The organism is Methanohalobium sp. (assembly GCF_018609725.1).
Lineage (GTDB): Archaea > Halobacteriota > Methanosarcinia > Methanosarcinales > Methanosarcinaceae > Methanohalobium.
Genome location: NZ_JAHENT010000021.1, coordinates 1 through 23,081 on the forward strand (window position 1 = coordinate 1; position 23,081 = coordinate 23,081).

General features: G+C 38.0%; 28 protein-coding genes and 1 pseudogene. 4 read left to right on the top strand and 25 right to left on the bottom strand.

Annotation, left to right across the window (positions count from 1 at the left end; all coding sequences use genetic code 11):
• The 10 genes and pseudogenes from QZ276_RS00750 to QZ276_RS00795 all read right to left on the bottom strand — a co-directional run.
• A partial coding sequence (locus QZ276_RS00750; RefSeq protein WP_292484465.1) for a hypothetical protein occupies positions 1–108 on the bottom strand: 108 nt, incomplete at its 3' end.
• A 22-nt stretch (positions 109–130) separates the two neighbouring features.
• Positions 131–784 carry a dimethylamine corrinoid protein MtbC gene (gene mtbC / locus QZ276_RS00755; RefSeq protein ID WP_292484374.1) on the bottom strand — a complete coding sequence of 218 codons (654 nt, stop codon included), beginning with the start codon at positions 782–784 and terminating at the stop codon, positions 131–133.
• A 173-nt stretch (positions 785–957) separates the two neighbouring features.
• Positions 958–1,098 (bottom strand): hypothetical protein, encoded by a 141-nt coding sequence (locus QZ276_RS00760; RefSeq protein WP_292484376.1) that lies wholly within the window; start codon positions 1,096–1,098, stop codon positions 958–960.
• The gene (locus QZ276_RS00765; RefSeq protein ID WP_292484379.1) at positions 1,099–1,431 is read right to left on the bottom strand and encodes a hypothetical protein; all 333 of its coding nucleotides are present in this window, start codon (positions 1,429–1,431) and stop codon (positions 1,099–1,101) included.
• 13 nt (positions 1,432–1,444) lie between these two features.
• On the bottom strand, positions 1,445–2,494 hold the full coding sequence (locus tag QZ276_RS00770; protein ID WP_292484381.1) for a DMT family transporter: 1,050 nt from the start codon (positions 2,492–2,494) through the stop codon (positions 1,445–1,447).
• An 81-nt stretch (positions 2,495–2,575) separates the two neighbouring features.
• The gene (locus tag QZ276_RS00775) at positions 2,576–3,229 is read right to left on the bottom strand and encodes a B12-binding domain-containing protein (RefSeq protein WP_292484384.1); all 654 of its coding nucleotides are present in this window, start codon (positions 3,227–3,229) and stop codon (positions 2,576–2,578) included.
• Positions 3,230–3,259: 30 nt separating this feature from the next.
• A pseudogene (gene mttB / locus QZ276_RS00780) lies at positions 3,260–4,747 on the bottom strand ([trimethylamine--corrinoid protein] Co-methyltransferase).
• Complete coding sequence (locus QZ276_RS00785; protein ID WP_292484386.1) at positions 4,711–4,959, bottom strand: hypothetical protein; 249 nt, start codon at positions 4,957–4,959, stop codon at positions 4,711–4,713. Before QZ276_RS00785 ends, mttB begins: the two are co-directional and overlap by 37 nt.
• Before the next feature lie 581 nt (positions 4,960–5,540).
• Complete coding sequence (locus tag QZ276_RS00790) at positions 5,541–7,166, bottom strand: methylamine methyltransferase corrinoid protein reductive activase (protein ID WP_292484388.1); 1,626 nt, start codon at positions 7,164–7,166, stop codon at positions 5,541–5,543.
• A gap of 178 nt (positions 7,167–7,344) precedes the next feature.
• Complete coding sequence (locus tag QZ276_RS00795; protein WP_292484390.1) at positions 7,345–7,920, bottom strand: hypothetical protein; 576 nt, start codon at positions 7,918–7,920, stop codon at positions 7,345–7,347.
• Positions 7,921–8,071: 151 nt separating this feature from the next.
• Between QZ276_RS00795 and QZ276_RS00800 the strand changes: the two genes are divergently transcribed.
• Complete coding sequence (locus QZ276_RS00800) at positions 8,072–8,392, top strand: hypothetical protein (protein WP_292484391.1); 321 nt, start codon at positions 8,072–8,074, stop codon at positions 8,390–8,392.
• Positions 8,393–8,394: 2 nt separating this feature from the next.
• Here the strand turns inward: QZ276_RS00800 and QZ276_RS00805 are convergent, their stop codons facing one another.
• Together QZ276_RS00805 and QZ276_RS00810 are read right to left on the bottom strand one after the other, a co-directional pair.
• A complete protein-coding gene (locus tag QZ276_RS00805) occupies positions 8,395–9,261 on the bottom strand; it encodes an RPA family protein (protein ID WP_292484393.1) in 867 nt (288 codons plus the stop codon).
• A complete protein-coding gene (locus QZ276_RS00810; protein WP_292484395.1) occupies positions 9,254–10,561 on the bottom strand; it encodes a Single-stranded DNA binding protein in 1,308 nt (435 codons plus the stop codon). Before QZ276_RS00810 ends, QZ276_RS00805 begins: the two co-directional genes overlap by 8 nt.
• Positions 10,562–10,734: 173 nt before the next feature.
• Here QZ276_RS00810 and QZ276_RS00815 point away from each other — a divergent pair, with 173 nt between their 5' ends.
• Positions 10,735–10,983 (top strand): histone family protein, encoded by a 249-nt coding sequence (locus QZ276_RS00815; RefSeq protein ID WP_292484397.1) that lies wholly within the window; start codon positions 10,735–10,737, stop codon positions 10,981–10,983.
• A 19-nt stretch (positions 10,984–11,002) separates the two neighbouring features.
• Here the strand turns inward: QZ276_RS00815 and QZ276_RS00820 are convergent, their stop codons facing one another.
• The 12 genes from QZ276_RS00820 to QZ276_RS00875 form a co-directional block, all read right to left on the bottom strand.
• Positions 11,003–11,269, bottom strand: coding sequence for a 4Fe-4S dicluster domain-containing protein (locus tag QZ276_RS00820; RefSeq protein WP_292484398.1), 267 nt, complete (start codon positions 11,267–11,269; stop codon positions 11,003–11,005).
• Positions 11,270–11,350: 81 nt separating this feature from the next.
• Positions 11,351–11,857 (bottom strand): small multi-drug export protein, encoded by a 507-nt coding sequence (locus tag QZ276_RS00825; protein ID WP_292484399.1) that lies wholly within the window; start codon positions 11,855–11,857, stop codon positions 11,351–11,353.
• Between the two features lies 1 nt (position 11,858).
• A complete protein-coding gene (locus tag QZ276_RS00830) occupies positions 11,859–12,815 on the bottom strand; it encodes a replication factor C small subunit (RefSeq protein ID WP_292484467.1) in 957 nt (318 codons plus the stop codon).
• A gap of 57 nt (positions 12,816–12,872) precedes the next feature.
• Complete coding sequence (locus QZ276_RS00835) at positions 12,873–13,205, bottom strand: DUF4870 domain-containing protein (RefSeq protein WP_013195357.1); 333 nt, start codon at positions 13,203–13,205, stop codon at positions 12,873–12,875.
• A gap of 39 nt (positions 13,206–13,244) precedes the next feature.
• Positions 13,245–14,117, bottom strand: a complete 873-nt coding sequence (locus QZ276_RS00840; RefSeq protein ID WP_292484405.1) for a Fe-S cluster domain-containing protein — start codon at positions 14,115–14,117, stop codon at positions 13,245–13,247.
• 80 nt (positions 14,118–14,197) lie between these two features.
• Complete coding sequence (rnfA, locus tag QZ276_RS00845; protein WP_292484407.1) at positions 14,198–14,791, bottom strand: Rnf electron transport complex subunit RnfA; 594 nt, start codon at positions 14,789–14,791, stop codon at positions 14,198–14,200.
• A 2-nt stretch (positions 14,792–14,793) separates the two neighbouring features.
• On the bottom strand, positions 14,794–15,405 hold the full coding sequence (rnfE, locus tag QZ276_RS00850) for an Rnf electron transport complex subunit RnfE (RefSeq protein ID WP_292484408.1): 612 nt from the start codon (positions 15,403–15,405) through the stop codon (positions 14,794–14,796).
• Positions 15,406–15,423: 18 nt separating this feature from the next.
• The gene (rnfG, locus tag QZ276_RS00855; RefSeq protein WP_292484410.1) at positions 15,424–15,981 is read right to left on the bottom strand and encodes an Rnf electron transport complex subunit RnfG; all 558 of its coding nucleotides are present in this window, start codon (positions 15,979–15,981) and stop codon (positions 15,424–15,426) included.
• Positions 15,965–16,900, bottom strand: a complete 936-nt coding sequence (gene rnfD / locus QZ276_RS00860) for an Rnf electron transport complex subunit RnfD (protein WP_292484412.1) — start codon at positions 16,898–16,900, stop codon at positions 15,965–15,967. Before rnfD ends, rnfG begins: the two co-directional genes overlap by 17 nt.
• A gap of 2 nt (positions 16,901–16,902) precedes the next feature.
• Complete coding sequence (locus tag QZ276_RS00865; RefSeq protein ID WP_292484414.1) at positions 16,903–18,264, bottom strand: 4Fe-4S dicluster domain-containing protein; 1,362 nt, start codon at positions 18,262–18,264, stop codon at positions 16,903–16,905.
• 12 nt (positions 18,265–18,276) lie between these two features.
• Positions 18,277–19,836 carry a methanogenesis multiheme c-type cytochrome gene (mmcA, locus tag QZ276_RS00870; RefSeq protein ID WP_292484415.1) on the bottom strand — a complete coding sequence of 520 codons (1,560 nt, stop codon included), beginning with the start codon at positions 19,834–19,836 and terminating at the stop codon, positions 18,277–18,279.
• A gap of 11 nt (positions 19,837–19,847) precedes the next feature.
• On the bottom strand, positions 19,848–20,255 hold the full coding sequence (locus QZ276_RS00875) for a hypothetical protein (protein WP_292484417.1): 408 nt from the start codon (positions 20,253–20,255) through the stop codon (positions 19,848–19,850).
• 110 nt (positions 20,256–20,365) lie between these two features.
• On the opposite strand from QZ276_RS00875, the gene QZ276_RS00880 reads away from it, so the two are divergent.
• A complete protein-coding gene (locus QZ276_RS00880; RefSeq protein WP_292484419.1) occupies positions 20,366–21,391 on the top strand; it encodes an FAD:protein FMN transferase in 1,026 nt (341 codons plus the stop codon).
• 29 nt (positions 21,392–21,420) lie between these two features.
• Here the strand turns inward: QZ276_RS00880 and thpR are convergent, their stop codons facing one another.
• A complete protein-coding gene (gene thpR, locus QZ276_RS00885) occupies positions 21,421–21,966 on the bottom strand; it encodes an RNA 2',3'-cyclic phosphodiesterase (RefSeq protein WP_292484421.1) in 546 nt (181 codons plus the stop codon).
• A gap of 135 nt (positions 21,967–22,101) precedes the next feature.
• Here thpR and QZ276_RS00890 point away from each other — a divergent pair, with 135 nt between their 5' ends.
• Positions 22,102–22,986 carry a diadenylate cyclase gene (locus QZ276_RS00890; protein ID WP_292484423.1) on the top strand — a complete coding sequence of 295 codons (885 nt, stop codon included), beginning with the start codon at positions 22,102–22,104 and terminating at the stop codon, positions 22,984–22,986.
• Positions 22,987–23,081 lie beyond the last annotated feature (95 nt).

Consider the following 23,081-nt stretch of genomic DNA (forward strand, 5'->3'; position numbering starts at 1 on the left):
AAGTTCAGCAGCATCGTTTGTACCTGCTTCGATGTCTTCCATTATCCTGTCTTTGGAATGGTATTCTGTGGTAGAATCTCCCATTCTTATTCTGTATCCTTTTGCCATTGTTTACAATCCCCCTGTCAATTTATTTGGATGCACCGAGTTTTTCTTTGGTCTTGTTTACTGCTATGCTTGCGTTTTCTGCATAGATGTCGGCACCTATCTTGTCTGCCCATGCCTGGGTTGCTGGTGCTCCACCGACCATAACAACGATATCGTCTCTCATACCGGATTCTTTGAGAAGCTCGATAATGTCCTTCTGTCCCTGAAGTGTTGTGGTCATGAGTGCAGAGATTCCGACTACATCGGCGTTGTATTCTTTTATCTTGTCGATGAAATCCTGTGCAGGTACATCCCTTCCGATGTCATAGACTTCAAATCCGGATGCCTGCAGCATTGTGGACACGATGGATTTACCGATGTCGTGTACATCTCCTTCTACTGTACCATTGATAACTACACCAAGTGGTTTGCCTCTGGATTCCTGAGGCATGTCCTCTTCGAGTGTTTTGACGGCATCTGTCATGGCTTCGGCTGCCATCATTACGTGCGGTAAGAACAGTTTACCTCTCTCAAACCGCATTCCGACTTCGTTCATGCCGGCTGCAAGGCCGTTTTCTATGATGTCTGAAGCCTCGAGGTCGTCTCTGGCTTTGTTTACCGCTTCCAGTACGTTATCCTTCTTGCAGGATATTATAGCATCTGATATTTCTTTTAACAGTTCTTCTCTCTCTGCCATAAAAATCTCCTTTTTTAAACTTTTTTGTAGTATATATAAAATCGGGGTTAGTTAATAATAGGCATTGATTAAATCAACACCTTGTAAACATGAAATTATTTTTTTTATAAAAAGATATGGGAAAGAAGAGAATTTTGGTAATAATATCAAAATTCTCTATACAGATTTTGATGTTAGAGGCGCTTCGCAAATACTCTTGCCTGCCAAAGTGCAATTGCAGCAAACAGTAAAATCACTAACATCCATGTATACTCTGGGAAGGGGAATACTCCATTTTCAAAGTTGCCTATTAATGTTTCCCATTGTGTTGCCATTCAAATCTCTCCTGCTTCTCTTTTCTTTTTAAGTCCTATATCAGGTCCGAGACAGGCATCCTGTGCTCTTGCTTTTCCATAGTCTGTTATGACGTATTTGTGTAGCAATGCACCTTTTAACCAAACGCCTTCATCATCGACTTTTTGCTCTATATCCTGAAGGAAGCCGAAAGCTGCAAGTTCAATAAGGTCGAAGTTGAGAGTCTCCTTCATGAATTTGTTGTTTTCAGCTCCGTATTCTTTAGCGACCTGATTTACAAGATCATTATTCCAGTGTGGCTCTTCATCAGTACATAGTTCGAGGAGCCTGAATTTGAAAGGTCTTTTAGCCATTTGTATCCACCTCTTAACCTCTTAATGTTTCTATTTCCAAAGACTCTTCTGTAAACATTATGAATGCACCTGCAATACACAGGAGACCACCCACAAACACTGTCCATGCTGGTGTAGATCCAAGGAACAGGAACAGGAATATAATCGACATCAAACCGTACAAGTTTGCAACTCCCTGTCCACGTCCTACACCAATTAATGGGAAAGACTTGTACCATGAAACATAACAGAAACCGAATGTGATTCCCGCAAATACCATTACCAACAACGGAATTGGCTGGAATACCTGTATTGCATACTCATACATTGGGAAACCTGCTATTGCAAGTGCCGGGATAATGATTATCCACCAGAGTAGAAGCTCGAATACAAACCTTGCTGTAAGACCGGTATCAGATTCTGAAACTTCAAGTCCTACACCAGCAATTGCACCTTCAAGACCCCATCCAAGGGCTGCCATGGCACCTCCAAGATATCCAAGCCAAGCAACTCCTTCTGCACTCTGAATATCATTGATAAGACCACCACCAAAGATTGTGACACCACCGGCGATAATCACCAGAATACCCACTGCTGCGCGTTTGGTGATTTTCTCACCATACCAGAGGTTAGCTGTGATGGAACCAACTCCTGGGTACAATAGACCGGCTACTGCTGCGAATGCTCCTCCAATAAATGCCATTGCCATAAATGAACCAAAGATTGCAATCGGACCTCCACAGACAGATCCTATAAGGAACCATTTGGAACAAGGTTTAAATTCTCTTAAAGTCCTACCAAGCTCTGGTAACCTGAGAAGTGTTCCGTTCCATACCATAAGGGCAATTATAACTGTTAAAGCGTTAAACGCTGTAACCAACGCTGCGACAATAACTAAAGGACCATCACCAGATATCATACCTGATACTTCTTCCAGCATTCCGGTAAATGGCTCGATAGTCCAGACAACAGTTCCCGGGATATACCATAATCCCCAGAGTACTGCACAGAAGAGGGCCCACATATACCCACTTCTAATTCTGTTTTCATGTTCCTTTATCCTCATTTGCTCTGTATCTACCATATTACTCCTCCATGATATTCCATGTAATAACAAACATAATTAAAATCAGGTGTGCAAATCGCACACCTGTAAATCATTTATTTATTTCACCGCTTCTTTTGCTTTCTTTACAGCATCTGCTGCATTTTCAGCATAGATGTCTGCACCAATTTCATCAGCCCATTTCTGACTGACTGGTGCACCACCAATCATGGTTTTCACATTATCGCGGATGCCTGCTTCCTTGAGCTGTTCTTCAAGGGTGAGCTGTTCGGTCATTGTTGGTGTCATCAGTGCTGATGATGCAACAATGTCAGCATCTACTTCTTTTGCTTTGTTTACATAGGTTTCAATTGCAACATCTCTTCCGAGATCATATAATTCGAAACCTGCAATTTTGAGCATTGTTGCTACAATATCTTTACCTATAGTGTGGATGTCACCTGCAATTGTTCCGATGACAACTCCACCATGTTTCTCTTCAGCACCGCCTCTCTGTTCTTCAAGAACAGGTGTTATAATATCAACTGCTGCAGACATTGCTTCAGAAGCTGCAATTACATGTGGAAGGAACAATGATCCTTCTTCGAATTGGTCTCCTACTTCAGTCATTGCAGCAGTAAAACCATCTTCGATGAGTTTTACAAGGTCTACATTGGAATCTACTCCTTCCTGTGCTACTTCTCTGGCAGCATCCTCGTCAAACTCTTTGATGGCATTCTTTGCTTTTGGTATTAATTCCTCTAAACTCGCCATAAATTCACTCTCCTTTTTTATAAATTATAATTACTGACCCATTACTTCTTTGTCAGCTCTGTCCATGACAGCTTTCATATCCTTCTGGATATCGGAATCGATTGGCTCTACTTCATAGTTCTTCAGGATATCTTCGACTTTTTCATGTGCAACATCGATGATGTCCTTGGAACCATCTTTCTCCCAGTCACCAAACATTCTTCTGTCAACAAACATTGGGTCGGATGGCAGCTCGATCTTCTGTCTGGTATCTTTCAATGCGAGGAAGTTGTTACCGATTCCAACTTTACGGATATTGTCGATATTCATTGTCTCATCGGTGACTTCGATACCTTCCATTGCCTTCTTGGTCATTGATATCATGTCGTTATCGAATAACAACTGTTCAAGTGAGAAGGTCATACCAAGTTCAAGCATACCTGAGCCATACAGGGTGTTTGCACCTGAGAGTGCTGGGAGAAGTGTTGTCATTGTCTTCTCGTGACCTGCCTGGCCATCAGGTACCTTGGAGTCTGCCTATGAGCCTGCTACATAGGATGGGAGACCATAGTAATGACCGAGTTTTCCTACAGCTCCACTAATAAGTCCGAGTTCTGGTGAACCGACAGGTGCTGTTCCTCTCTTCAGGTCAAAGGTTGTGGTAGAACTACCGTACCATACTCTGGCTCCTGGCTGGGTGATCTGGGCAAGTACAATTCCTGAAAGTACCTCAGCATTGTGGGTCACAAGGGTTCCAGCAAGGTCAACTGGTGAAGAACCGCCAGCCATTGCCATACTGAGCACGTTGAGTGGTATTCCGTAGCGTGCTCCTTTCATGATGACCTGACATGCGTTGTCACCAAGCTCTAATGGACTGGTTGGACACAGAAGTGCAGAGAATAGTGGTTTGTTGCGTGCTTCTTCTTCATCTCCACCGTAGAACGCTTTGCAGATGTCGAAGTAGTATTCCATTGAATCTCCGACTGGGTCAATGTGCTGGAAGTGCTTTGCTGTGTTTACAAGTGGTGTGTAGGTCTCATGAACATCCTGTGCTCCTTTTATTGCCCAGTCCCTTGCGGATACTGGCAGTGAGAAGTAGTCGATGTTTTCTGCCCAGTCACATACCTTTGCACAGTCTGCAATATCCTGTTCCACTGAATCTTCGGTTTTGAATTTACCGTGTCCTTCATAACGGCACATTTTGATACCGGTACCAAAGCAGGTCCAGTGTACCTGTCCTTTATGGGACTGTTTGAATGTGTTTTCTTTGGTTCTACCGTAGAGATTGAAGCTTGATGGTGCGAGCTGTAGTGCTCTGTTTACCAGATATTCTGGTATTTTTACAACATGTGTGTTCTCGTCTACATCACAGCCATTCTCTTTGAATAACTGTCTTGCTTCAGGATCTTCTACTCGAATTCCTGGATCCTGGAACAGTTCCATGGTTGCACGGTGGATTTCACCGAGCTCTCCTTCACTGAAAAGTTCCAGATTTACTCCGTTTAATTTATCCTGTCCTGGATAGAAGTGTTTTCCCATTGTATCACTCCTTTATTTTTTGTTGTAGATAGTAGACCTTGGCCTACTTTATAGTGGAATGAAGCCGTGATAGAGCCTATTCCACTTGCAGAGGTTGTACCGACATGGGGTGCACTGGCACTATAAAAACTCCTCAAATAAATATTGACTAATTTGTTTACACCCTTTTGTTCAAAAATGTACATATTAACAGGTGTAAACCATTTATCCATGCCAGATACCCCCAATTGACTGGATAACTGTTTACGGAAACTACGGCTGCAATGATTTTGCAGTTCTGGGAGTATTATATTTTTCGTCGTATTTTTACTATATGACACTAATTTATTAATAATACCTCTTAATCCGGTCCCTATCTAGGAGGGGGATAGTTTGGTTTTATTCCATACAGTTTCGCTCACTCCCATATTGCAAGGTTTTGCAGCAACCGAATATTCCTCAGATAACTTATTGTAGCCCGTATGTACAACCTCCGTAATTTTCAACAGTCCTTGGTGAATTATAAATACATTGTATTTTGCTTCACCTCCTGTTAATTACGTAAGATGGGTTTTTATTACAAAAATATAAATTTATCGGATTTATTTCAGGATGAATAATTAACATTTATACAATTGCTTGCTATAAAATAGGTTTTAACCTGCTAATATAGCAAATAAGTGTCGACATTCAAAAACAAACCAATATATTTAAATATCAGATTTTAAAATGGATTGTTTTAATAAACATGTATAAATAAAAATATTAGATAAATTTATATACTAGTTCTATACCCAAATTTTTTAAAATAATATCACTGTTTTTTAATCTCTACATCTTCATATTTAATTGCATTCACTGGACAAATACCTACACAACGTCTGCAACTTGTACCGAGACACCTTTGAGCATTATAATTTGCTATCAAGCCTTCATCTGTATCAAGAATAGTTATCGCATCTTCAGGACATTCCTCTTCACATTTATGGCAAAATATACATCCATCAGTGATTTCTTCCAGTGTTATTCCTACATTACCAATTGCTTCTAATCCTTCTTCACCCACATTTGCAATATCTTTTTCTGCCCTTTTTTCTATAACAGGGTTCTTGACCATTTCAGGTAATTTGGGCAGATTATAAAAACCTAGCATTTCATTATAGGTTTCTATAGGCATTCCCTGTGTCCAGTACGACAATTCAAATATATAGAAATTTTTGAATGTTTCACTGGTTGCCATCATCATATGGTCAGCTGTTATTGTATGTGCAAATTCTGTAATTTCATCGAGTTTGTTATCATCAAAAACAAGGTCTCTTGCAAGTGATATAGATGTATTACCAAATTGAACAATTCTTTTTCCAAAGTTGGGACAGGTACCCAATCTTCTTGCTTTTTCAGAATCAACGTAAGTACCTGAAGCCCCTGACATGTAGATATTTTCTAAATCTTCATATTTTAGACCTGATTCAACAATCAAAGTAAGATGTGCAGCCCTTATAGCACCTATAGCTTTCCCTGCCTCTTCTATATCATTATTGTTCAATACAAGGTCATCACCAAGTATAATTTTACCATTAGGTAATTGTGGAAGTTTTTCAATTAAACCAGTATCAAGGGCTACTGAAAGTACTGATATCATTCCAGTTCCAGTTATTCCTATGGTTTTAACGCCTGACTCTTCAACTACTTTACCTGTAACAGGTTCTATAAGGTCACCTTTCTTTTCGGACATATTGTCATCAAGAACAGTGAGTCTCCAGTATTCACCTTCAGGGTTTACGTCCGTTATCGCCCCTGGGCTTGCAAGCATACCGCAACCAATTCCCTGACCCTCTATAGCAGGACCTGCTGCAGCGCTTCCAGTAACAATTTTATCGCCTACCTTAAGTGCCATCTCCGCATTTGTACCATAATCGGTTACAAGAGAAGGTTCAGTTTGACTCAAAAACTCGGTTTTAAGCATCATTGCAAGTGCATCAGCTCCTATTTCATGTTTAATCGCTGGAGGAACAATAACATTGCAATTTGGCATATCCAGAATATCTCCAAAAATATAATTAGCAGAGACAACTCTTGAATCTCTTTTTACATGCTCTACCCCCAACCTTGCCTGTTTATTTCTTCCCGCATAGGCAAGGTCACGGATTTCTATATTCTGGAAAAGAGATAATTGTATAGGGTTACCACATATAGCTATTTTTTTGACTTCTGAAAGATTAACATTAAAAGCACTGATGATTCTTTTTACTGCATTAAGAATTATGCCATTTGCTATATCTTCACCAAGTTCAATAGCAAAATCAAGGTGGTCTATGACATTGCCACCAGGCAACGGATGGCCCATTGTAATTACTGTTTTTATTGTTTCTTCCCTATCAAGGTCTATGAGCTGTGCCCTATAACCGCTCGTCCCAAGGTCCAATGCGATTCCATACATATTTATATCTCCAATCATGGTACAATGCTAAATTATTTGAATTACATTTAATACACGTTTCGTTTATTATTTGCCTTTAATAAAAACCTCAAAGAATATATAAATAAATTGTGTATGGTTTTTTACCTACCATACAAAACCAATCCACGGGGTTTATTAATAACAATTAAAAGAGGCTTTAGTTGACATTAAAGCCCAACAAAAATGTCCCCATACCTGATTCACATACTGCTTCTATTCTATCCTTGAGATATTCATCTGTTGGAGGCGATGGTGAACCCAGGACTACATCACTGATTTCAGAAACCTCTTCAACAGTTGGACATTCTTTGGGAGGCATTACTACTACAAGAGGTTTAGAAGTACCTGTCAGAGATGATATTGATGACTTATCATAGATCACAATATTTCCTATTACAAGAGCATCTCCTGTTTCTTCATATTCTTTAAGTTTCTCAGTATCATCCATGTCTTCACCAATTTTTTCACCCTCTTTCATAAGTATCACTTGAGGGCTACAAGGCCATTCAAACTCCTCGTTTGTGATAAACACCATCACAACATCACGATTGATAACCTCTTTTACACCCTGATTGTCACCTTTTCCAAGTCCCATCAGAGTCATATCTTCTGCCTTTTTCTCTTGTTCTTTAATATACTCAAGGTCATCAGCATTAAGGGTAAATACACCACAAACACCCTTCATCTCCATTACTTTATTTTTAACTTTCTCAATTACTTCTTCATTTTCCATATTAATCCTCTATTAGTAGTTAAATAAAATAAATATAAACAATTGTTCTACAAGTTTAAATTAAATGGCTTTGTTTACTTAACAATATCGGATAATTTAACCCGGATAAAAGCTTTATTAAAAAATAACATTCTAATATATAGGAGATAAAATGACAAAACTAACTGTACATTCAAATGTCTGTGATTACATTCACAAAATACATAGTGAACAAAAAGGAAAGAATGTTTTAATCAATATAGATACATCCTGTAAAAAAGTGAAAAACCTTTCAGGCATAGAAGTTCCAAAAATGGAAATATTTAATATCAAAGATAATTTTGTCATGCAAAAATCACAGGAATCAGGATGCTGCGCTACCTGTATTGTCCCTTCAGGTATTATCCATGCCTGCTGGATTGAATCAGGATTCATGGCAGAATCAATGGCCAAAGATGCACGCAATATTTGTATAGAATTTGATGAAGAATAATATCAGGATACAATCTTTATTATCCCAATTTTTGGCTCATAGCATTTACCATTTGACAGCATAGAACTGACCGCATCCTCTACTGTCTGTTCAGAAACACCTTTCTCCTGTGCAAGGTCTATCAATTCTCCATAATCCACACCTTTTCCTTCATCAAGATCTTTCATAATTTCTATCAAAAATTCTTCTATGTCGGGTTCATCTGATGATGTTTCAAAAGATTCAACATCTATTGATTCAAGACAATCCTTAATCGCTGTCTTTAATTCTTCAATATAATCCTCACCAGTATGATAATATCCAAGTGATAGAGTGATACCTTCTGCAAAATCAAAAGGTACATTGTTTTGTACCAGATAATCATACAGGTCTGAACCTTTTAATTCCGTAGAAATAGCCTTTGAATATGTATCGATCCTATCCAATGTTAGTTCAGCAGTATCTACAAGCCACTGGTCGCGAATATATGATTCAACTACATTGATTTCTTCTGGTCGTATTGAAACATAAACATTTCCATCTTCTGGGATATATGCTCTGGCTTTGCCTACAAGTGCTACATAGGCAGGGATTTCAACCGTTGACAAAAAAATTGACGCTTCCGGCTGATATTGACCTGCATATACTACAAATGCCCCTGTTGGATCTACTATCCGAGCCCTCCAGATATTATTATCTGTTCCTATATTATCAACTTCTGTAACAACACCAACCACAAATACTCTATTTACTTTTGTACCAATCGGAGTAATGAGAAAATTGGGTGTGTAAATACTGTTATTATCAACCTGCTTCCCTGGATCTATATTAAGCGTTGAATCATTGAATTCTTTTGCAAATATCCTTTGAGCAACTTCACGCTCAACCATAGTTCACACCTTCCAGACGTTTTAAGAGGTTGTGCACACGGTCATCCAGTGAACCGTCTGGAACCCATACAGATTTGGCAACAAGTGTTGGACCAAAATCTGTGTTTGATGAATTTCCACATACACCCAGATATTTACCTATTAATCTACGACGCATGTCTTCATATACTGCATCCTGAGACAGTGTATTTTGGATTATATCTTCAGCTTCATACATACTGCTACCGTATACTATTTCTGAAAGTTCTCTATTAAGAATTACTGTTATTGCACTGGTACCATCATCCAGTATTGCTTTAATACGCATATCGTGATAACCTTCCACAGTTCCATGTGCACGGCATTTGTTTTTGAAAATTACACGGTTACAGGTTGGACAGCGTGTGATTATTCCCGAACCAGACCTTAATGAAATAATATTACCTTCTATAGATACTTCAAACATACCGTCTTTGTTTAAAATATTTTTAATAGGTACAGGTTTTGATGTGTCAGAAGCTGTTTCATAAGTAAACGGCAGGTTTTCTGTTGAGTCTACAATTTCCAAAGATGTTGATTCATTAATATTTATAGAGGGCACCCCTTTGAATGTCTGCACAAAAGCCCCTTCAAATTGTATAACTTTTCCAATATCCACACCCTCCAGAGGTGTCCATGATGTGAAAGGTAGTTTTCCGGTTTCGTCCGCAAGTACACCTTCTAAAACGGTCGTTTTTCTGTTTTTAACATTTACTTCTCTGTGGTAAAGCTCTACAACAATAGCTATTGAATTAACATAAATATCAGAAAAAGATATATCAAACAATTTCTTTTTGTTTTGTCTGGTTATTTCATCTACAGATGGTAATGATTCATCAGATAGGTAAGTTATTTCTGAGCGGTTACCAATGTTGAGTTGGACACGATTTTGCCATTTACGCGTATATGCATTTTTAATTTTTAAAGCATCACCTATGTTAAGTGACATGTCTTCCCACAATGTAAAATAACATGCACCTGTAGAATCAGCAATAATTCCTGATGAGATGGGTACATTTTCACCTTTTACATTAACAGTCTTGTTCTGGATGTCTATAATGCGGCCGTTGATTTCCAATCCCTTGGAATTAGCCTTCAAATTTCCGATATTTTTTGGATACAATACATTGGATTTATATTTTCTAAGAATAGTACGTTTTGCCTCTTCAACTGGCACCCGGTAACTCAACAGTTTTTCTAATTCGTTTTTTATAAGATTTTCATCTACATTCTCAAGCGCCCTTGTTAATTCGTCTAAATGAGGCGCTAAATTGTTATCCATGAAACGTCACCTTTATTAAACCATGACCCGATATTAATCTACAGTATATCTACTGTACCTACATTTTTATTTATAAATCTGGATTTTACATTAATTTAATGTTATCTGTTATCTTTATACAATAAAGGCAATAAAAAATTATATATATCTATTCCTTGATTTTAGAGATAAAAATGATTGAATATCTATTCAAAGACTATCTGGAGGTGAAACTTTTGACAATTCTACCACTTGCTCCTGTAGAACGCGTAATAAGAAGTGCAGGAGCAGAAAGAGTCAGTGAATCAGCAGGAAATGCCCTTACAGAGATACTGGAAGAATATGGACAGGATATCTCCAAAGAAGCGGTAAAATTGGCAGAACATGCTGGCAGAAAAACTGTAAAAGAAGAAGATATAAAATTAGCAAAAGAAATGTTGTAAATACAGCATTTCTATTTTTTTAAGCTTCTGCAGATTCCAATTTTTTAACTGAAAGTACACCTATAGGACAATGTTTTGGGCAGGTTCCGCACACAATACAGGTTTCTTCATTTATTAATGCCTTGCCGTTAACAACCCTGATGGCAAGATTTTCATCATCCGGGTCAAATTCATCCTTTTTCTCAAGCTTAGCATTTATAGGACACACTGAAAAACAGATGCCACAACCTATACAGTGACTTTCTTCTATTTCCAGAATTTTATTACTCTTTTTCCCTTTTGCCATATTTATTACCTCGGTTATTATGATATATAGTAGTGTTGCCACGTCTTATATACATTACCAGATATGAACGTTTCGAATCATTCAGTTAACAATACCTACTACACCTATACCTGAAAGAATCAGTGATGTTACAATTATCCCTGAAATCAAAACTCCTGATAATATAGCCAGCAACGCATGCCTGAATTTTATACCAAAAACAAATGAAGCAATGCATCCCGTCCATGCACCTGTAACAGGTAATGGTATTGAAACAAACATTACCAGTGCAAGAGTTCCATATTTTTCAAATTTTTCTGAATGACGCTTATGCGTTCTTTCAAACAGCCATGTGAAAAAATAGTCCCATAACCTGAACCTTCGCAAACTATTGGACACCGGACCCAAAAACAGCAATATGGGAACTACTGGAAGCATGTTACCAAGTACTGCCATTAAATATGCCAGTACAGGATTCATTTCATATATTACCAGTGCCACTGGTATCGAACCCCTGAGCTCTGAAAAAGGAAGTGCACTCAAAAAAAATGTCGACATCCAGGGCGGCATTACATTAAAAGCTTCGACCAGAAATTCTCTGAATACCATATTATTCGTACTGGGATAATGTAAAGTGGGCAAGCAGTGCCTCTAACTGTATACGTTCATTAGCTCCTTCAGTGAGCCTGAAATCCGTTTCGCCTATTTTATCGACAAGTTCCACCATCAACTTTTCAGGAATATCCAGATTAAATATCGCCCGATAAATCTGGCCTACTACATCTTCTCCTGAAAGTCCCTGTTCTGACATGAGTTTTTCCATTGTTTTACGAGCCACTTTGAAATTCCCATCAAGTGCTTTTTGTACCAATTCCTCAATTTCTTCAGGATGAGCAGTTGCAGTTATCTTATAAATTGTATCCTTATCAATAACATCATCTATAAGGGCTGACGCCTGTAGAGCATTTATTGCTTTTCTCATGTCACCCTGAGATACATATTTGATGGCTTCAACCCCATCTTCTGAAATCTGTAGCCCTTCCTGTTCTGCTATATATCGAACCCTCTTTTCCACCGCCTCATAAGATAATGAGCGGAATCTGTAAACTGCACATCTGGATTGTATGGGTTCAATTATTTTTGATGAATAATTACATGACAAAATAAAACGGCAATTGTTTGTATAACGCTCCATCGTTCTCCTGAGGGCTGATTGTGCATCAGGTGTTAGTGCATCAGCTTCATCGAGAAAAATGATTTTAAAATCCGCCCCTCCTATAGGAGATGTTTTTGAGAAATCTTTTATTTTTGTCCGCACTACATCAATCCCACGCTCATCAGAAGCGTTAAGTTCTGTAAAATTCTGATGCCATACATCTCCGAATAATTCTTTGGCTATTGCCACCGCAGCAGCAGTTTTTCCGACACCCGGTGGTCCTGAAAACAACAGATGCGGAAGATTATTTGCACTTATATATGACTTTAACCGTTTTATAGCCTCACCCTGACCGACGATGTCATCAAGCTTGAACGGCCTGTATTTTTCTATCCAGATTTCTTCTTTTATAACAAACCCTCCACAACATAACTAAAAAATATGGTAGGTCACAATACTGATTCTATTTTATTTGTAGATGTAATTATAAGCTATATTTCCAACATAGGGCAATCTGAATTTCAAACCACGATATGCCTGAATTGCCAGTATAAGCATAAGGAAAAGTGCCATGAAACCTACAAAATCCGCAAGTAACCATCCTACAAAAGGCAACCATCCTATTAAAAACACTAACAAAGATAGTGGGAGAAATGTCAAAAATGATTGAAGTGCATGAAAACGTACAAACTTATTGTTGTTTTCAATAAGCAAAAAAAGAACTCCTGTTAACCAGAAACCCGGATAACATAAAAGTCCTACAATGTTTTCATTTAATTTTATAGCAGTCCTGTATGTCATTATTATCCTACCCTCTTAATTTTATGATTAAAGAAAAAATTAACCTGCATCTGCTTCTGCTGTTTCTGAAGAGTCGGCACTCTGTTTTGTGCTTTTTTTGGTTTTTTCTCCAGTTTCTTTCATTTCAATTGTACCCTGAGGACATTTTTCAACACATATTCCACAGGCAGTACATTTCTCCTGATCGATTTCAGCAAGGAAATTATTTACCTTTATGGCATCTTCAGGACAATTCTTTTCACATATTTTGCATCCGATACACCCAGTTGTACAAACTGCTTTTACAGCTTTTGGTTTATCATGTGAACGGCAGCGTACATGTACTTTTTCGGATTCCTTACCGAAGACCAATATATCATTGGGACAAGACTCGATACAAAGACCGCAACTTGTACACAGGTTTTTGTTAATATGAGGGAGCCGGTCTTCACCAATTGTTATTGCACCGAAAGGACAGGCTCTTACACAGGTTCCTCTACCCATACACCCATAACTGCAACCTTTTTCACCTTCTGAAAGCATCATTACCGCATTACAGTCCTGGACGCCTACATAATCGAACCTGTTTACACAGTTCACACCACCTTTACATCTAACAACTGGATACTGTTTTTCACCCTGGGAAACCTCCTTTCCAAGTATACCACCTATTTGCTGTGCTAGTTCAAATCCACCTACGGGACAACCATCGATGGGTGCATCTTCACTGACAACTGCTTCAGCAAATGTACTGCATCCTGCATACCCACAGGCACCACAGTTTGCTCCTGGTAGCGCTTCAAGCACTTCCTCTACTAGTGGGTCTGTCTCAACATGAAATATTCTTGAAGCCGCAATTAGCATTATACCAATTGCAAAACCAAGTCCTCCAAGGACTGCAACTGATTGAATTATGACATTAATGAAGTCCATTTATAAGTTCACCTCTATAGGCACGGTAAGATAACAGATTATAATATTAACTATGAAATATATATATCATACGATAGAATTTAACCACCCAAAGGAATTACCTCAAAGTAGTTTACAAATGCCATTGATAACAAGGTAGCAAAGAAAAATGCATGTGGAACTCCCTTAACAGACGAGTGAACATGCACAAAGCTTGAACGCTCCCTTAAACCTGCCATTATAAGCAATACAATTGTAAATCCGATTCCTGCTGCCAACCCAAATGTTACACTCTGTGCAAAATCATAACCAGCTCTGATATTTAAAAGAACTGAACCAAGTACTGCACAATTAGTTGTAATTAAAGGCAAATATATTCCAAGAGACCTGTAAATAGCAGGTGACATTTTTCTTAATACAAACTCTACAAGCTGTACAAGGGAAGCTATCACAACAATGAAGCTAATAATTCTTAAAAACTGCAATCCCATTGGATCAAGCAAGAATGTATAGATAAGGTATGTAGCCACAGATGCCATTGTTACTACAAAAATAACCGCCAATGACATCCCTGCAGAACTCTTGGTATCTTTAGTAACACCGATAAATGGGCATAATCCAAGGAACTGTATCAGGATGAGATTCTGTACAAAAACACCCTGCATCAACACAGATAATATTGATTCTTCTGCCAATTTTATTCACCTCTTTCAAGTTTCTTGGCTTTATAATGATTTACAAACATCATCAAAACACCTATTGTTAGAAATGCACCTGGTGGAAATATCATATAATCTACCGGGTCAATTGGAACACTTATTAATTGATAGCCAAATGTAACAATTTCACCTGTTCCAAGCAGTTCTCTGATAGACCCCATGACACCAAGTGCAACAAGGAAACCTGCTGATATACCCAATGCATCAATAAACGAGTACAAAGTATTATTTCTGCTTGCATAAGCTTCAGCTCTTCCCATGATTACACAATTAACCACAATAAGTGAAAGGAATACTCCAAGTGCAGCAAACATAGATGGGAAATACGCTTCCATTACCATACTGATAATTGTCACAAAAGTTGCAATGGTCATAATAAATATAGGAATTCTTACAACAGCAGGAATCTGTTTTCTAAAAGTTGATATTAGTACATTCGAGCATATCAAAACAAAAGCAGTTGCTGCCGACATACCTATAGCGTTTTCCAGTGTTGTTGTTACTGCTAATGTGGGGCATAAACCAAGCACAAGCCCAAATATAGGGTTGTCTCTGGTTATTCCCCGTAAAAATTCATCCCAAACACCCATAGTATCACCATATTGTTATTAATTTATTTCTTGTTCGATTTGCTCTATTTTATTATTTAAACCAGTAACTACCGCACTTGAGGATACTGTCGCTCCTGATATAGCATCTACATTACCACTGTTTTGTGACAACGCAAGACCGTCCAAAGGCAAATTATTAAACTGGTTTTTAAACTCTGCATTTGTTATTTTGGAACCTTTACCAGGTGTTTCAGCTTGCCTGAGAACTTCCATCCCATACATTTTTTCAAGGTTTGTACCAACAGCCGCTGCCATTTTTATATCATCATCATATCCGGCTTGCTCCGTCACAAACCCATATCCTATAAGATTTCCATCCGAATCATATGCTTGATAGTAAAGAACTTCTTCTTCATTTTCACCTGAATAAACTGGTTCGAATTCTTCAGCCTCTGGCATAAGCTGTGAAAGAGTCTCCTGGGTTTGTCTTTGTTCGGCAATCCTTAATTGTTCTTGAGTGGGTACATAAGTAGCTCCCAGCACCGCTGAAGCCACTGCAGAAATCAATACCAGTTTGGCTATGATTACAATGATTTCCTTATTGAGTCCTTTCATCTTTTAACACCTTTGTATAATAAACATTACCCAACTTATCTGACAGTTTGTTAATTTTTAATCTGAAAAATGAATCTACACCAAAGGGTTTAGGATAGGTATTATTTTCTATAAACGCAGAAAAAGCGTTTGCCAATAATAACCCATAGAATGTTCCTGCTACATAATCCGAAAAGAATCCGTAGATAAATACAAGAACACCTGCTATAAAACCATAAATTATCCTACCGTGTTTGGTAATTGGTGATGTTGCAGTATCAGTAATAAGGAAAAATCCACCAAGTACCAATGCTCCTGTGAAAGCATAGGGTAAATGACCGGCCAGATAAGCCAAAGCAAATATTGTCACAAAAAAGCTTAATGGAACTCTCCACTCTATATATTTTCTCATAACAAGATAAATTCCAGGAATTAATATCAATAGAGGAGATACACCTATTGGATAACCTGCTCCTGTTTCTAGTATCAAATCGGAAAGTACACCTAATTGAGGTACTGAAATCGGTGTCATATAAGACGAATAAGCAAGGCTCAGAAATACCCAGGCTACAAGTACTGGATTAAAAGAGTAAGACCCGATACCTCCGAATATGTGTTTACCAAAACCTACAGCAAAAGCTGCTCCAAGCATCGGCAACCACCATGGTGCCCCTGAAGGAATAACCAACGCTGTTATCATCCCAATAAAAACCACATCTCCATCGCTTACAGTAATCTTCTGGTCAAGGACTCTTAGAATTACAACCTCTATTGCTACTGCTGCTAATATACCTGCTATTAGATGGCTCAACACAGACAATCCAAAAAAGTATATGGAAACAATAACAAGAGGTATAAGTGCAAATATTTTGTACCAGATGAGGTTTTGTACACCAAATGATGTTTTTTTATGTGGGGGCGGTGATACTGTAAATGGCATGTTTATCGACCTCCTCCACATGAACATCCAAGTGTAACATTGGATGATTCTTCTTTTGGCTGATAATCTTCATAGGATCTCCTTATAGCTTCCTTTGCATATTGGTTCAGTTGTAAAAGGTGCCTTTTTGATGGACAAATGGCTGCGCATCGTCCACATTCTATACAATTCATAACATGCATTTCACGGCATTCATCAAAACGACCCTGATCTGCCAGTATAGCCAATCTGCTTGGCACAAGCTCCATGGGACAGATATCCACACACTTTGTGCAGTGAATACATGGATACGTATCATATACTGGAAGTTCATCTTCGGTCTGTATTGTTATACCTGTAGTAGTTTTTATTACAGGTACCTTGTCTGTATACTGGGCAGTACCAGTCATTGTACCATTTGCTATTAGTTTAACCGAGTTTTCTCTATATCCACCAAGATGCTCTATAACATCTTTAAACAAAGTACCAACTTTTACTAACACCTTTTGTGGATTGGCATTACCAACGCCCGAAACTGAGATAACTGTTTCAAAAGAAGGTTTACCCTCATATATTGCATCATATAGAGCTTTTGCCGATTTTACACTGCAGATTGCAATTCCTGCATCATTAGGATGTTTATCAGGTGAAAGTTTGCATCCTGTTGCAAAATAAGTAAAAAGGTTTTGTGTATTCTTTCCGTATATCCTGTCCTGTGAAACTACTACCCTGTCTGAATCCATGTCCTCCAAATAATAATCAATTGTTCTTTTTCCAACAAGAGGACCTACATGTACAGGGTTTCCATCAACAGTTGTCCTTTCAAAAGCATCGATAGATTCTTCATCATCATTAGAAAGTACAATAGCTCCTTTTGATGCTCCTGACGCTTGCATTAAAAGTTTCAACATCTCAAGTAATTGTTCTGGTGAATTAGAAACTGATTTGAAATGACCATACATCCACTCCGAACATGTGGCATTTATGATTACTGTGTGTATCTCATTATTTTCCGGTTGCAGAATAGAATGTATCGGTTCACCAGTATAATCCACCACTCCTGCATCTTTAATACGGGATATTAATTGCGATTGAGTAGGGTTTTCAAGAGGTGAATAATTAATTGATTCCTCACTGTCATTGGGTTTTATAATTATACTTTTGATTTTGGAACCATCTGGATGGTGTGAATCCTGTATAGCTGTTACTTCACCACATACACTGGAATGTACAGGAACATTACTATATGATTTCGCCTCTCCTATTTTCTGACCTGTAATTACAGTATCTCCAACGTCTACTAATGGTTCACAGATTTCACCTGCATGCTGTTTTAATGGGATAACCATTTTTTCTGGTAATATGTTTAATGTTTCAATTTCCAATATAACCACTCCTTAAAAGGCTGGGTCTTGTTCCACTTCATCAGGTCTTTCACCTGGAACGGTCACACTGATATTTATATCCGAGAAGTTGGTTGGTGGGTCGGTCTTTGCAGGATCTTCATCATATCCAAGTGCTGCCCAATCCATTGCAGGTTTTTTATCATGGCAGGTTGTACAGTCTCTGCTTTGGTTGAAATGTATATTATGCAGTGCGTTTGTTCTGGAAACCCCATGACAGTCATCACATTCAAGAGGTTCAGATAATCCTACATCAGAACTGGCTATATTATGGTTTATTGGATAGTACAGGTCTACATGTCTTAACACCGCATTTGGATAATCAGGACCTTCTCCATCACTGCTGAAAGAACGCATTTCTTTTTGAGTAACATTTCCATCACCATTGGAGTCTGCTTGCCTAACATGAGACGGGGATATAGGATCGCCTACCTTTGTACTGTTATTGGGGTTTGCTGCAACTTCCTCATTAGTTCCTGCATCCCACCAGACTCCTGTGACTACATTATAAGTACTCAGTTCTGCATTTTCATCATCCTTATCTGCTACATGTGGGAGCTTATCTGTACTCTGTAATGATTGATTAGTTGTCCACTCAAAGGTAGGTTTGAAATTTGCTTCCCTAATTGTATCTCCCCGGGTTCCGTTTTTCCACGTGAATTCTTTAAGAGGTGCTCCTCCTGACGATTCACCACCCGGCATTTCAGTTACATGGCATGACTTGCAATCGAGGAATTCAAGATGAGCGTCAACTGTTCCACCGTGAGATATCCCTTCATGGCATCCTGATGATTGACAACTCTGTACTTCCGCGCCTACTTCCTGTGCAGCTGGCATGGTACTGCTACCTATCTGATGTTCTATGGTTTCATGACACTCCATACAGCTTTCTTCTGCATGAACATCGCACTCTGAATAATCTTCATCCGCCCAGTTAACACCGGTTTTTACAACCTGATCCGAATGACAGTGTTCCTCACACGAATTCCGTTGTGGAGGTCCATTTATCGGGTCGTGAATCTCTGTAACGATTGGTAGAGGTGTCAAAATATCGAGCATATAACTGCCAACGTAATGAGGTTCCTGACGTAGCTCGTGTTTTGCTTCTTCCCAAGCCGCTTCATTGGCTTTTTCAAAATTACCGTTTCTAATCATTTCAGCCCTTTCATCAAAATTGTATTCACCTGTCTGATCATGGCAAACCATACAATCAAGGTCTACCCCATACTCTTTAAGGGGACCTCCACCTGGGTGCTGGGGTCCAAATTCTTTTACCCATGCTTCTTTGCCTTGTTCAGATAGGTGGAAATTATCCCGTGGATTCCATTTATCCGTATCTGTCTGCACATGGTAAGATTGTTCTGCATCATTTGCCAGAGGGTTTAAATCGGCATTGTAATGGCAACCTCCACATACACTTTCTGACCATCTACCATCAATCATGTAATGTTTATCAAGTACATCACTGCCACTGTATCCTACATAAGCGTAAATACCCGATATAAAAAACATAAACAACGTTATTCCCAGAATAATTGCTTTCAGTTTTTTCATAAAAAACACCGTTATTTTTTACCTGCAGCATCTTCTAATTCTCTTAAAACAATTCCGATGACATTTCTAAGACGCTGTTCATTTAAAATACTTCCATCATCTGCTACGTATTTCGCTAACTCAAATTTTTTAGGAATCTCATAGGTGTTAAGGTCAAAAATCTTATCCAGGATGTTTCTCTTTGCAAATCGACCTAAAAAATTAACACTTAGACGAGTACCCAATACCTGAGCTTTTAATTCTATTTTTTCAAGATTAGAATCAGATTTTACATAAATAATAAGGTCGTATTGCGAACCTATATGTTTTTCAATCCCTCTCCATCCATATTCTTCCATTATTTGATGAATAGCTACAATTAAATGCTTGTGTTTATCAGAACCTTTCGGAGAAACAGTTCCCGGGTTTATACCGCTCATAATTATACATCCGTAACACGGTTATAACAAATATAATTCTTTAAAGGTAAATCATCCATACTTATAATTTTCGAGTTAAATTTAATATTAAACAATCCTCCTAACCAATCATGAACTATAAAATTGTCGCAGTTTTTCTATTAATACTTACTGTATCTATTGTTTCAATTTCCCTCTCAACCAATAATAACCAGACAGTTGTTGAAAATAATGATACATTACAATCGTTCCAAGAATCCAGAAATTTAATGGATACTACAGTTACAATCCATCTAAAGGATAATAATAAAACTCACGCAAAAAAAGTTATTGATGAAGCTTTCAGCGAAATAAATTCTGTTGACAAAATGATGAGTTCGTATAAAAACGATAGCCAACTCAGTAAATTAAATAATAATGGATTTGTTAAAAACGCCAGCCCTGACTTTTTGCACGTAATTAAAAAATCCAAGCAATATTACAACGTAAGCAACGGTGCTTTTGATATTACAGTAAAACCCATACTTAATCTTTGGGAGAAAAAATTCGCCCCCGGAGGACCCCAAAAACCCCCATCTGAAAAAGAAATAAACAAAAACCTAATACTTGTTAATAATTCAAACATTACCATTGAAAACAGCAACATATCCATCAAAAAGGATATGGGTATTGCTCTTGGAGGAGTTGCTAAAGGGTTTGCTGTTGATGAAGCCATTAAATCCCTAAAAAATAATGGTATAGAAAACGGTTTTGTAAACGCTGGTGGGGATGGTAAGTACATAGGCTATAAAAATGAAAATAAACCATGGAAAGTTGGATTAAGAAATCCAAACAAAACAGGTGACGCAATTACAGTAATGAACATAAATAATATGGCTGTTGCTACAAGTGGGAATTATGAACGCTATTATAATAAATCCGCATCGGTTTCCCACATATCAGACCCAAGAACTGGTTACCCTTCAAGCAAAATAATAAGTTCCACTGTTATTGCAGAGACAGCAATGGATGCTGATGCCTATTCAACTGCAGTTTTTGTTCTGGGAGAAGATAAAGGACTTGAAATGATTGAACAACTGGACAACGTAGAGTGTCTTATAATCACATCCAACAGAAATATAATAAGGTCCAGTGGTTTTGATAAATATGAAGAGTAAAATAAATTGTGGATTTATATTTCCACTTATTATTTTAGTTTAACTTCATGAAGGGTTTCATAGACAGGACCCTGAGGGGTTAACGTACTCTTTTTAAGTTTCACAGTATCCACCCACATAGTACCTATCTCTATACCCTCTAATTCTTCAAGTGTTTTTAAAAATAAATCCTTGTCATTTTTGGATAAGTGTTTAACTCTTGCTATTGTGGCATGTGCTGAAAATTTTTTATTATCTTCCTTGAAATTAAAATCTTTCAAAACAGAGTTTACATTATCATGCAGTGTTTTAAAGTCCCCTTCAGCCCCAAGCCATACCACTTTGGGATATTTGGGTTTTGGGAATACTCCTATATTTGCAATTGTAGCATTAAATGGTTCGCAATTGATATTATCCAGTGATTTTGCTATTTCCTGAATCTGGTTATCCTCAACATCACCAAGGAATTTTAAAGTTATATGCACAAGTTCTGGTTTTATCAGTTTCACTTTAAAATCCCTAAATCTGGATTGTACTTCAGCAATTTTTTCGTGATATTCTTCAGGAAGGTCTACAGATATGAAAGCTCTAACCATATAATTTCACCAGTAAATAGATACAATTTCCTATTACATATTATTATGACTATACCTAAGTTTTTATAAATTATGGATTTCATTATACCAAATAGAGAATGGATTAACCAATAACGGAGAATCACGGGCGATTAAATGGTGATTAAAAAAACTATTGTAAAAACGGCTCTCGACCTTGCAGAAAAACTTGAGGCAGAAGCAATAATTGTATCGGGAGACATCGAAATTAAAGACCTTACTACAAGCCTACCTGTATATTTTGCTCATCGAAGACCGAAAAGCATAATTGATTATCTGGTATCGACCAGTTCAGAACAACAGGAACGCGGTAAAGAAATTGCCGACAAAATTACACAAGAAGTAGCTGGTAATACAAAAAATGTGGAAAATGTTGCCGCTATAGAACATCTTCTGGGAGAACTGAAAAGGGGTGTTGTTGTAGGTATTGTTGAGACACGGGACTCAAGCTCGATAATCGTCCATGATTTGAGTGAAAGCCCGCTAATAAAGGCAATGAGGGAATGCGAAGAAAGAGTCTCACCTGAAGTGATGCGTGCTGTACTTACAATAGCCTTTGATATTGCGGCTACCGGTAGAGAAGGGAGTCAAATCGGAACTGCATTTATCATCGGTGATGTAGATGAAGTCAAGTCAAGGTCGCACCAGATGATATTAAACCCTTATGCAGGACATTCTAAACCAAACCGGGACATTTTGAACAAGCAAAACTGGGAATCCATAAAAGAATTCTCCCAGCTTGACGGTGTTTTTGTGGTTTCTGAAGAAGGTATTATAGAAGCAGCCGGCAAATATCTGGATGTTGATGCAAAAGACCTTGTAATAAACAAAGGACTTGGAGGGAGACATGTATCTGCAGCCGCTATTACAAGAGACACTGTCGCTATTGCAATCACTGTATCCGAATCCGGAGGAATTGTCCGTGTATATAAAGACGGAAAGGAAACTCTGTGTATAGAATCCACAAAAAGAGCTTTTAAACAGATGCTTCCTGAACAATAATTTCTTAAAAAATATATTTGGTTATTAAAATATACCGCAACTTTAGTTGATACATTCTTATAACGCTTAACTATATAAACCTAACCAAACCAAAC

Coding starts and splice junctions, on each gene's coding strand:
- QZ276_RS00820 (WP_292484398.1), bottom strand. CDS start 11,269: ATGGCAAAAGGGAAAAAGAGTAATAAAATTCTGGAAATAGAAGAAAGT.
- QZ276_RS00785 (WP_292484386.1), bottom strand. CDS start 4,959: ATGGATAAATGGTTTACACCTGTTAATATGTACATTTTTGAACAAAAG.
- QZ276_RS00775 (WP_292484384.1), bottom strand. CDS start 3,229: ATGGCGAGTTTAGAGGAATTAATACCAAAAGCAAAGAATGCCATCAAA.
- QZ276_RS00795 (WP_292484390.1), bottom strand. CDS start 7,920: ATGGAAAATGAAGAAGTAATTGAGAAAGTTAAAAATAAAGTAATGGAG.
- rnfG (WP_292484410.1), bottom strand. CDS start 15,981: ATGAAAGGACTCAATAAGGAAATCATTGTAATCATAGCCAAACTGGTA.
- QZ276_RS00790 (WP_292484388.1), bottom strand. CDS start 7,166: ATGTATGGAATCGCATTGGACCTTGGGACGAGCGGTTATAGGGCACAG.
- QZ276_RS00890 (WP_292484423.1), top strand. CDS start 22,102: ATGGTGATTAAAAAAACTATTGTAAAAACGGCTCTCGACCTTGCAGAA.
- QZ276_RS00805 (WP_292484393.1), bottom strand. CDS start 9,261: ATGGTTGAGCGTGAAGTTGCTCAAAGGATATTTGCAAAAGAATTCAAT.
- QZ276_RS00815 (WP_292484397.1), top strand. CDS start 10,735: ATGATTGAATATCTATTCAAAGACTATCTGGAGGTGAAACTTTTGACA.
- QZ276_RS00835 (WP_013195357.1), bottom strand. CDS start 13,205: ATGACATACAGGACTGCTATAAAATTAAATGAAAACATTGTAGGACTT.
- thpR (WP_292484421.1), bottom strand. CDS start 21,966: ATGGTTAGAGCTTTCATATCTGTAGACCTTCCTGAAGAATATCACGAA.
- QZ276_RS00840 (WP_292484405.1), bottom strand. CDS start 14,117: ATGGACTTCATTAATGTCATAATTCAATCAGTTGCAGTCCTTGGAGGA.
- QZ276_RS00825 (WP_292484399.1), bottom strand. CDS start 11,857: ATGGTATTCAGAGAATTTCTGGTCGAAGCTTTTAATGTAATGCCGCCC.
- QZ276_RS00800 (WP_292484391.1), top strand. CDS start 8,072: ATGACAAAACTAACTGTACATTCAAATGTCTGTGATTACATTCACAAA.
- QZ276_RS00875 (WP_292484417.1), bottom strand. CDS start 20,255: ATGAGCGGTATAAACCCGGGAACTGTTTCTCCGAAAGGTTCTGATAAA.
- rnfE (WP_292484408.1), bottom strand. CDS start 15,405: ATGGGTGTTTGGGATGAATTTTTACGGGGAATAACCAGAGACAACCCT.
- mmcA (WP_292484415.1), bottom strand. CDS start 19,836: ATGAAAAAACTGAAAGCAATTATTCTGGGAATAACGTTGTTTATGTTT.
- QZ276_RS00810 (WP_292484395.1), bottom strand. CDS start 10,561: ATGGATAACAATTTAGCGCCTCATTTAGACGAATTAACAAGGGCGCTT.
- mtbC (WP_292484374.1), bottom strand. CDS start 784: ATGGCAGAGAGAGAAGAACTGTTAAAAGAAATATCAGATGCTATAATA.
- QZ276_RS00880 (WP_292484419.1), top strand. CDS start 20,366: ATGAACTATAAAATTGTCGCAGTTTTTCTATTAATACTTACTGTATCT.
- QZ276_RS00765 (WP_292484379.1), bottom strand. CDS start 1,431: ATGGCTAAAAGACCTTTCAAATTCAGGCTCCTCGAACTATGTACTGAT.
- rnfD (WP_292484412.1), bottom strand. CDS start 16,900: ATGCCATTTACAGTATCACCGCCCCCACATAAAAAAACATCATTTGGT.
- QZ276_RS00760 (WP_292484376.1), bottom strand. CDS start 1,098: ATGGCAACACAATGGGAAACATTAATAGGCAACTTTGAAAATGGAGTA.
- QZ276_RS00770 (WP_292484381.1), bottom strand. CDS start 2,494: ATGGTAGATACAGAGCAAATGAGGATAAAGGAACATGAAAACAGAATT.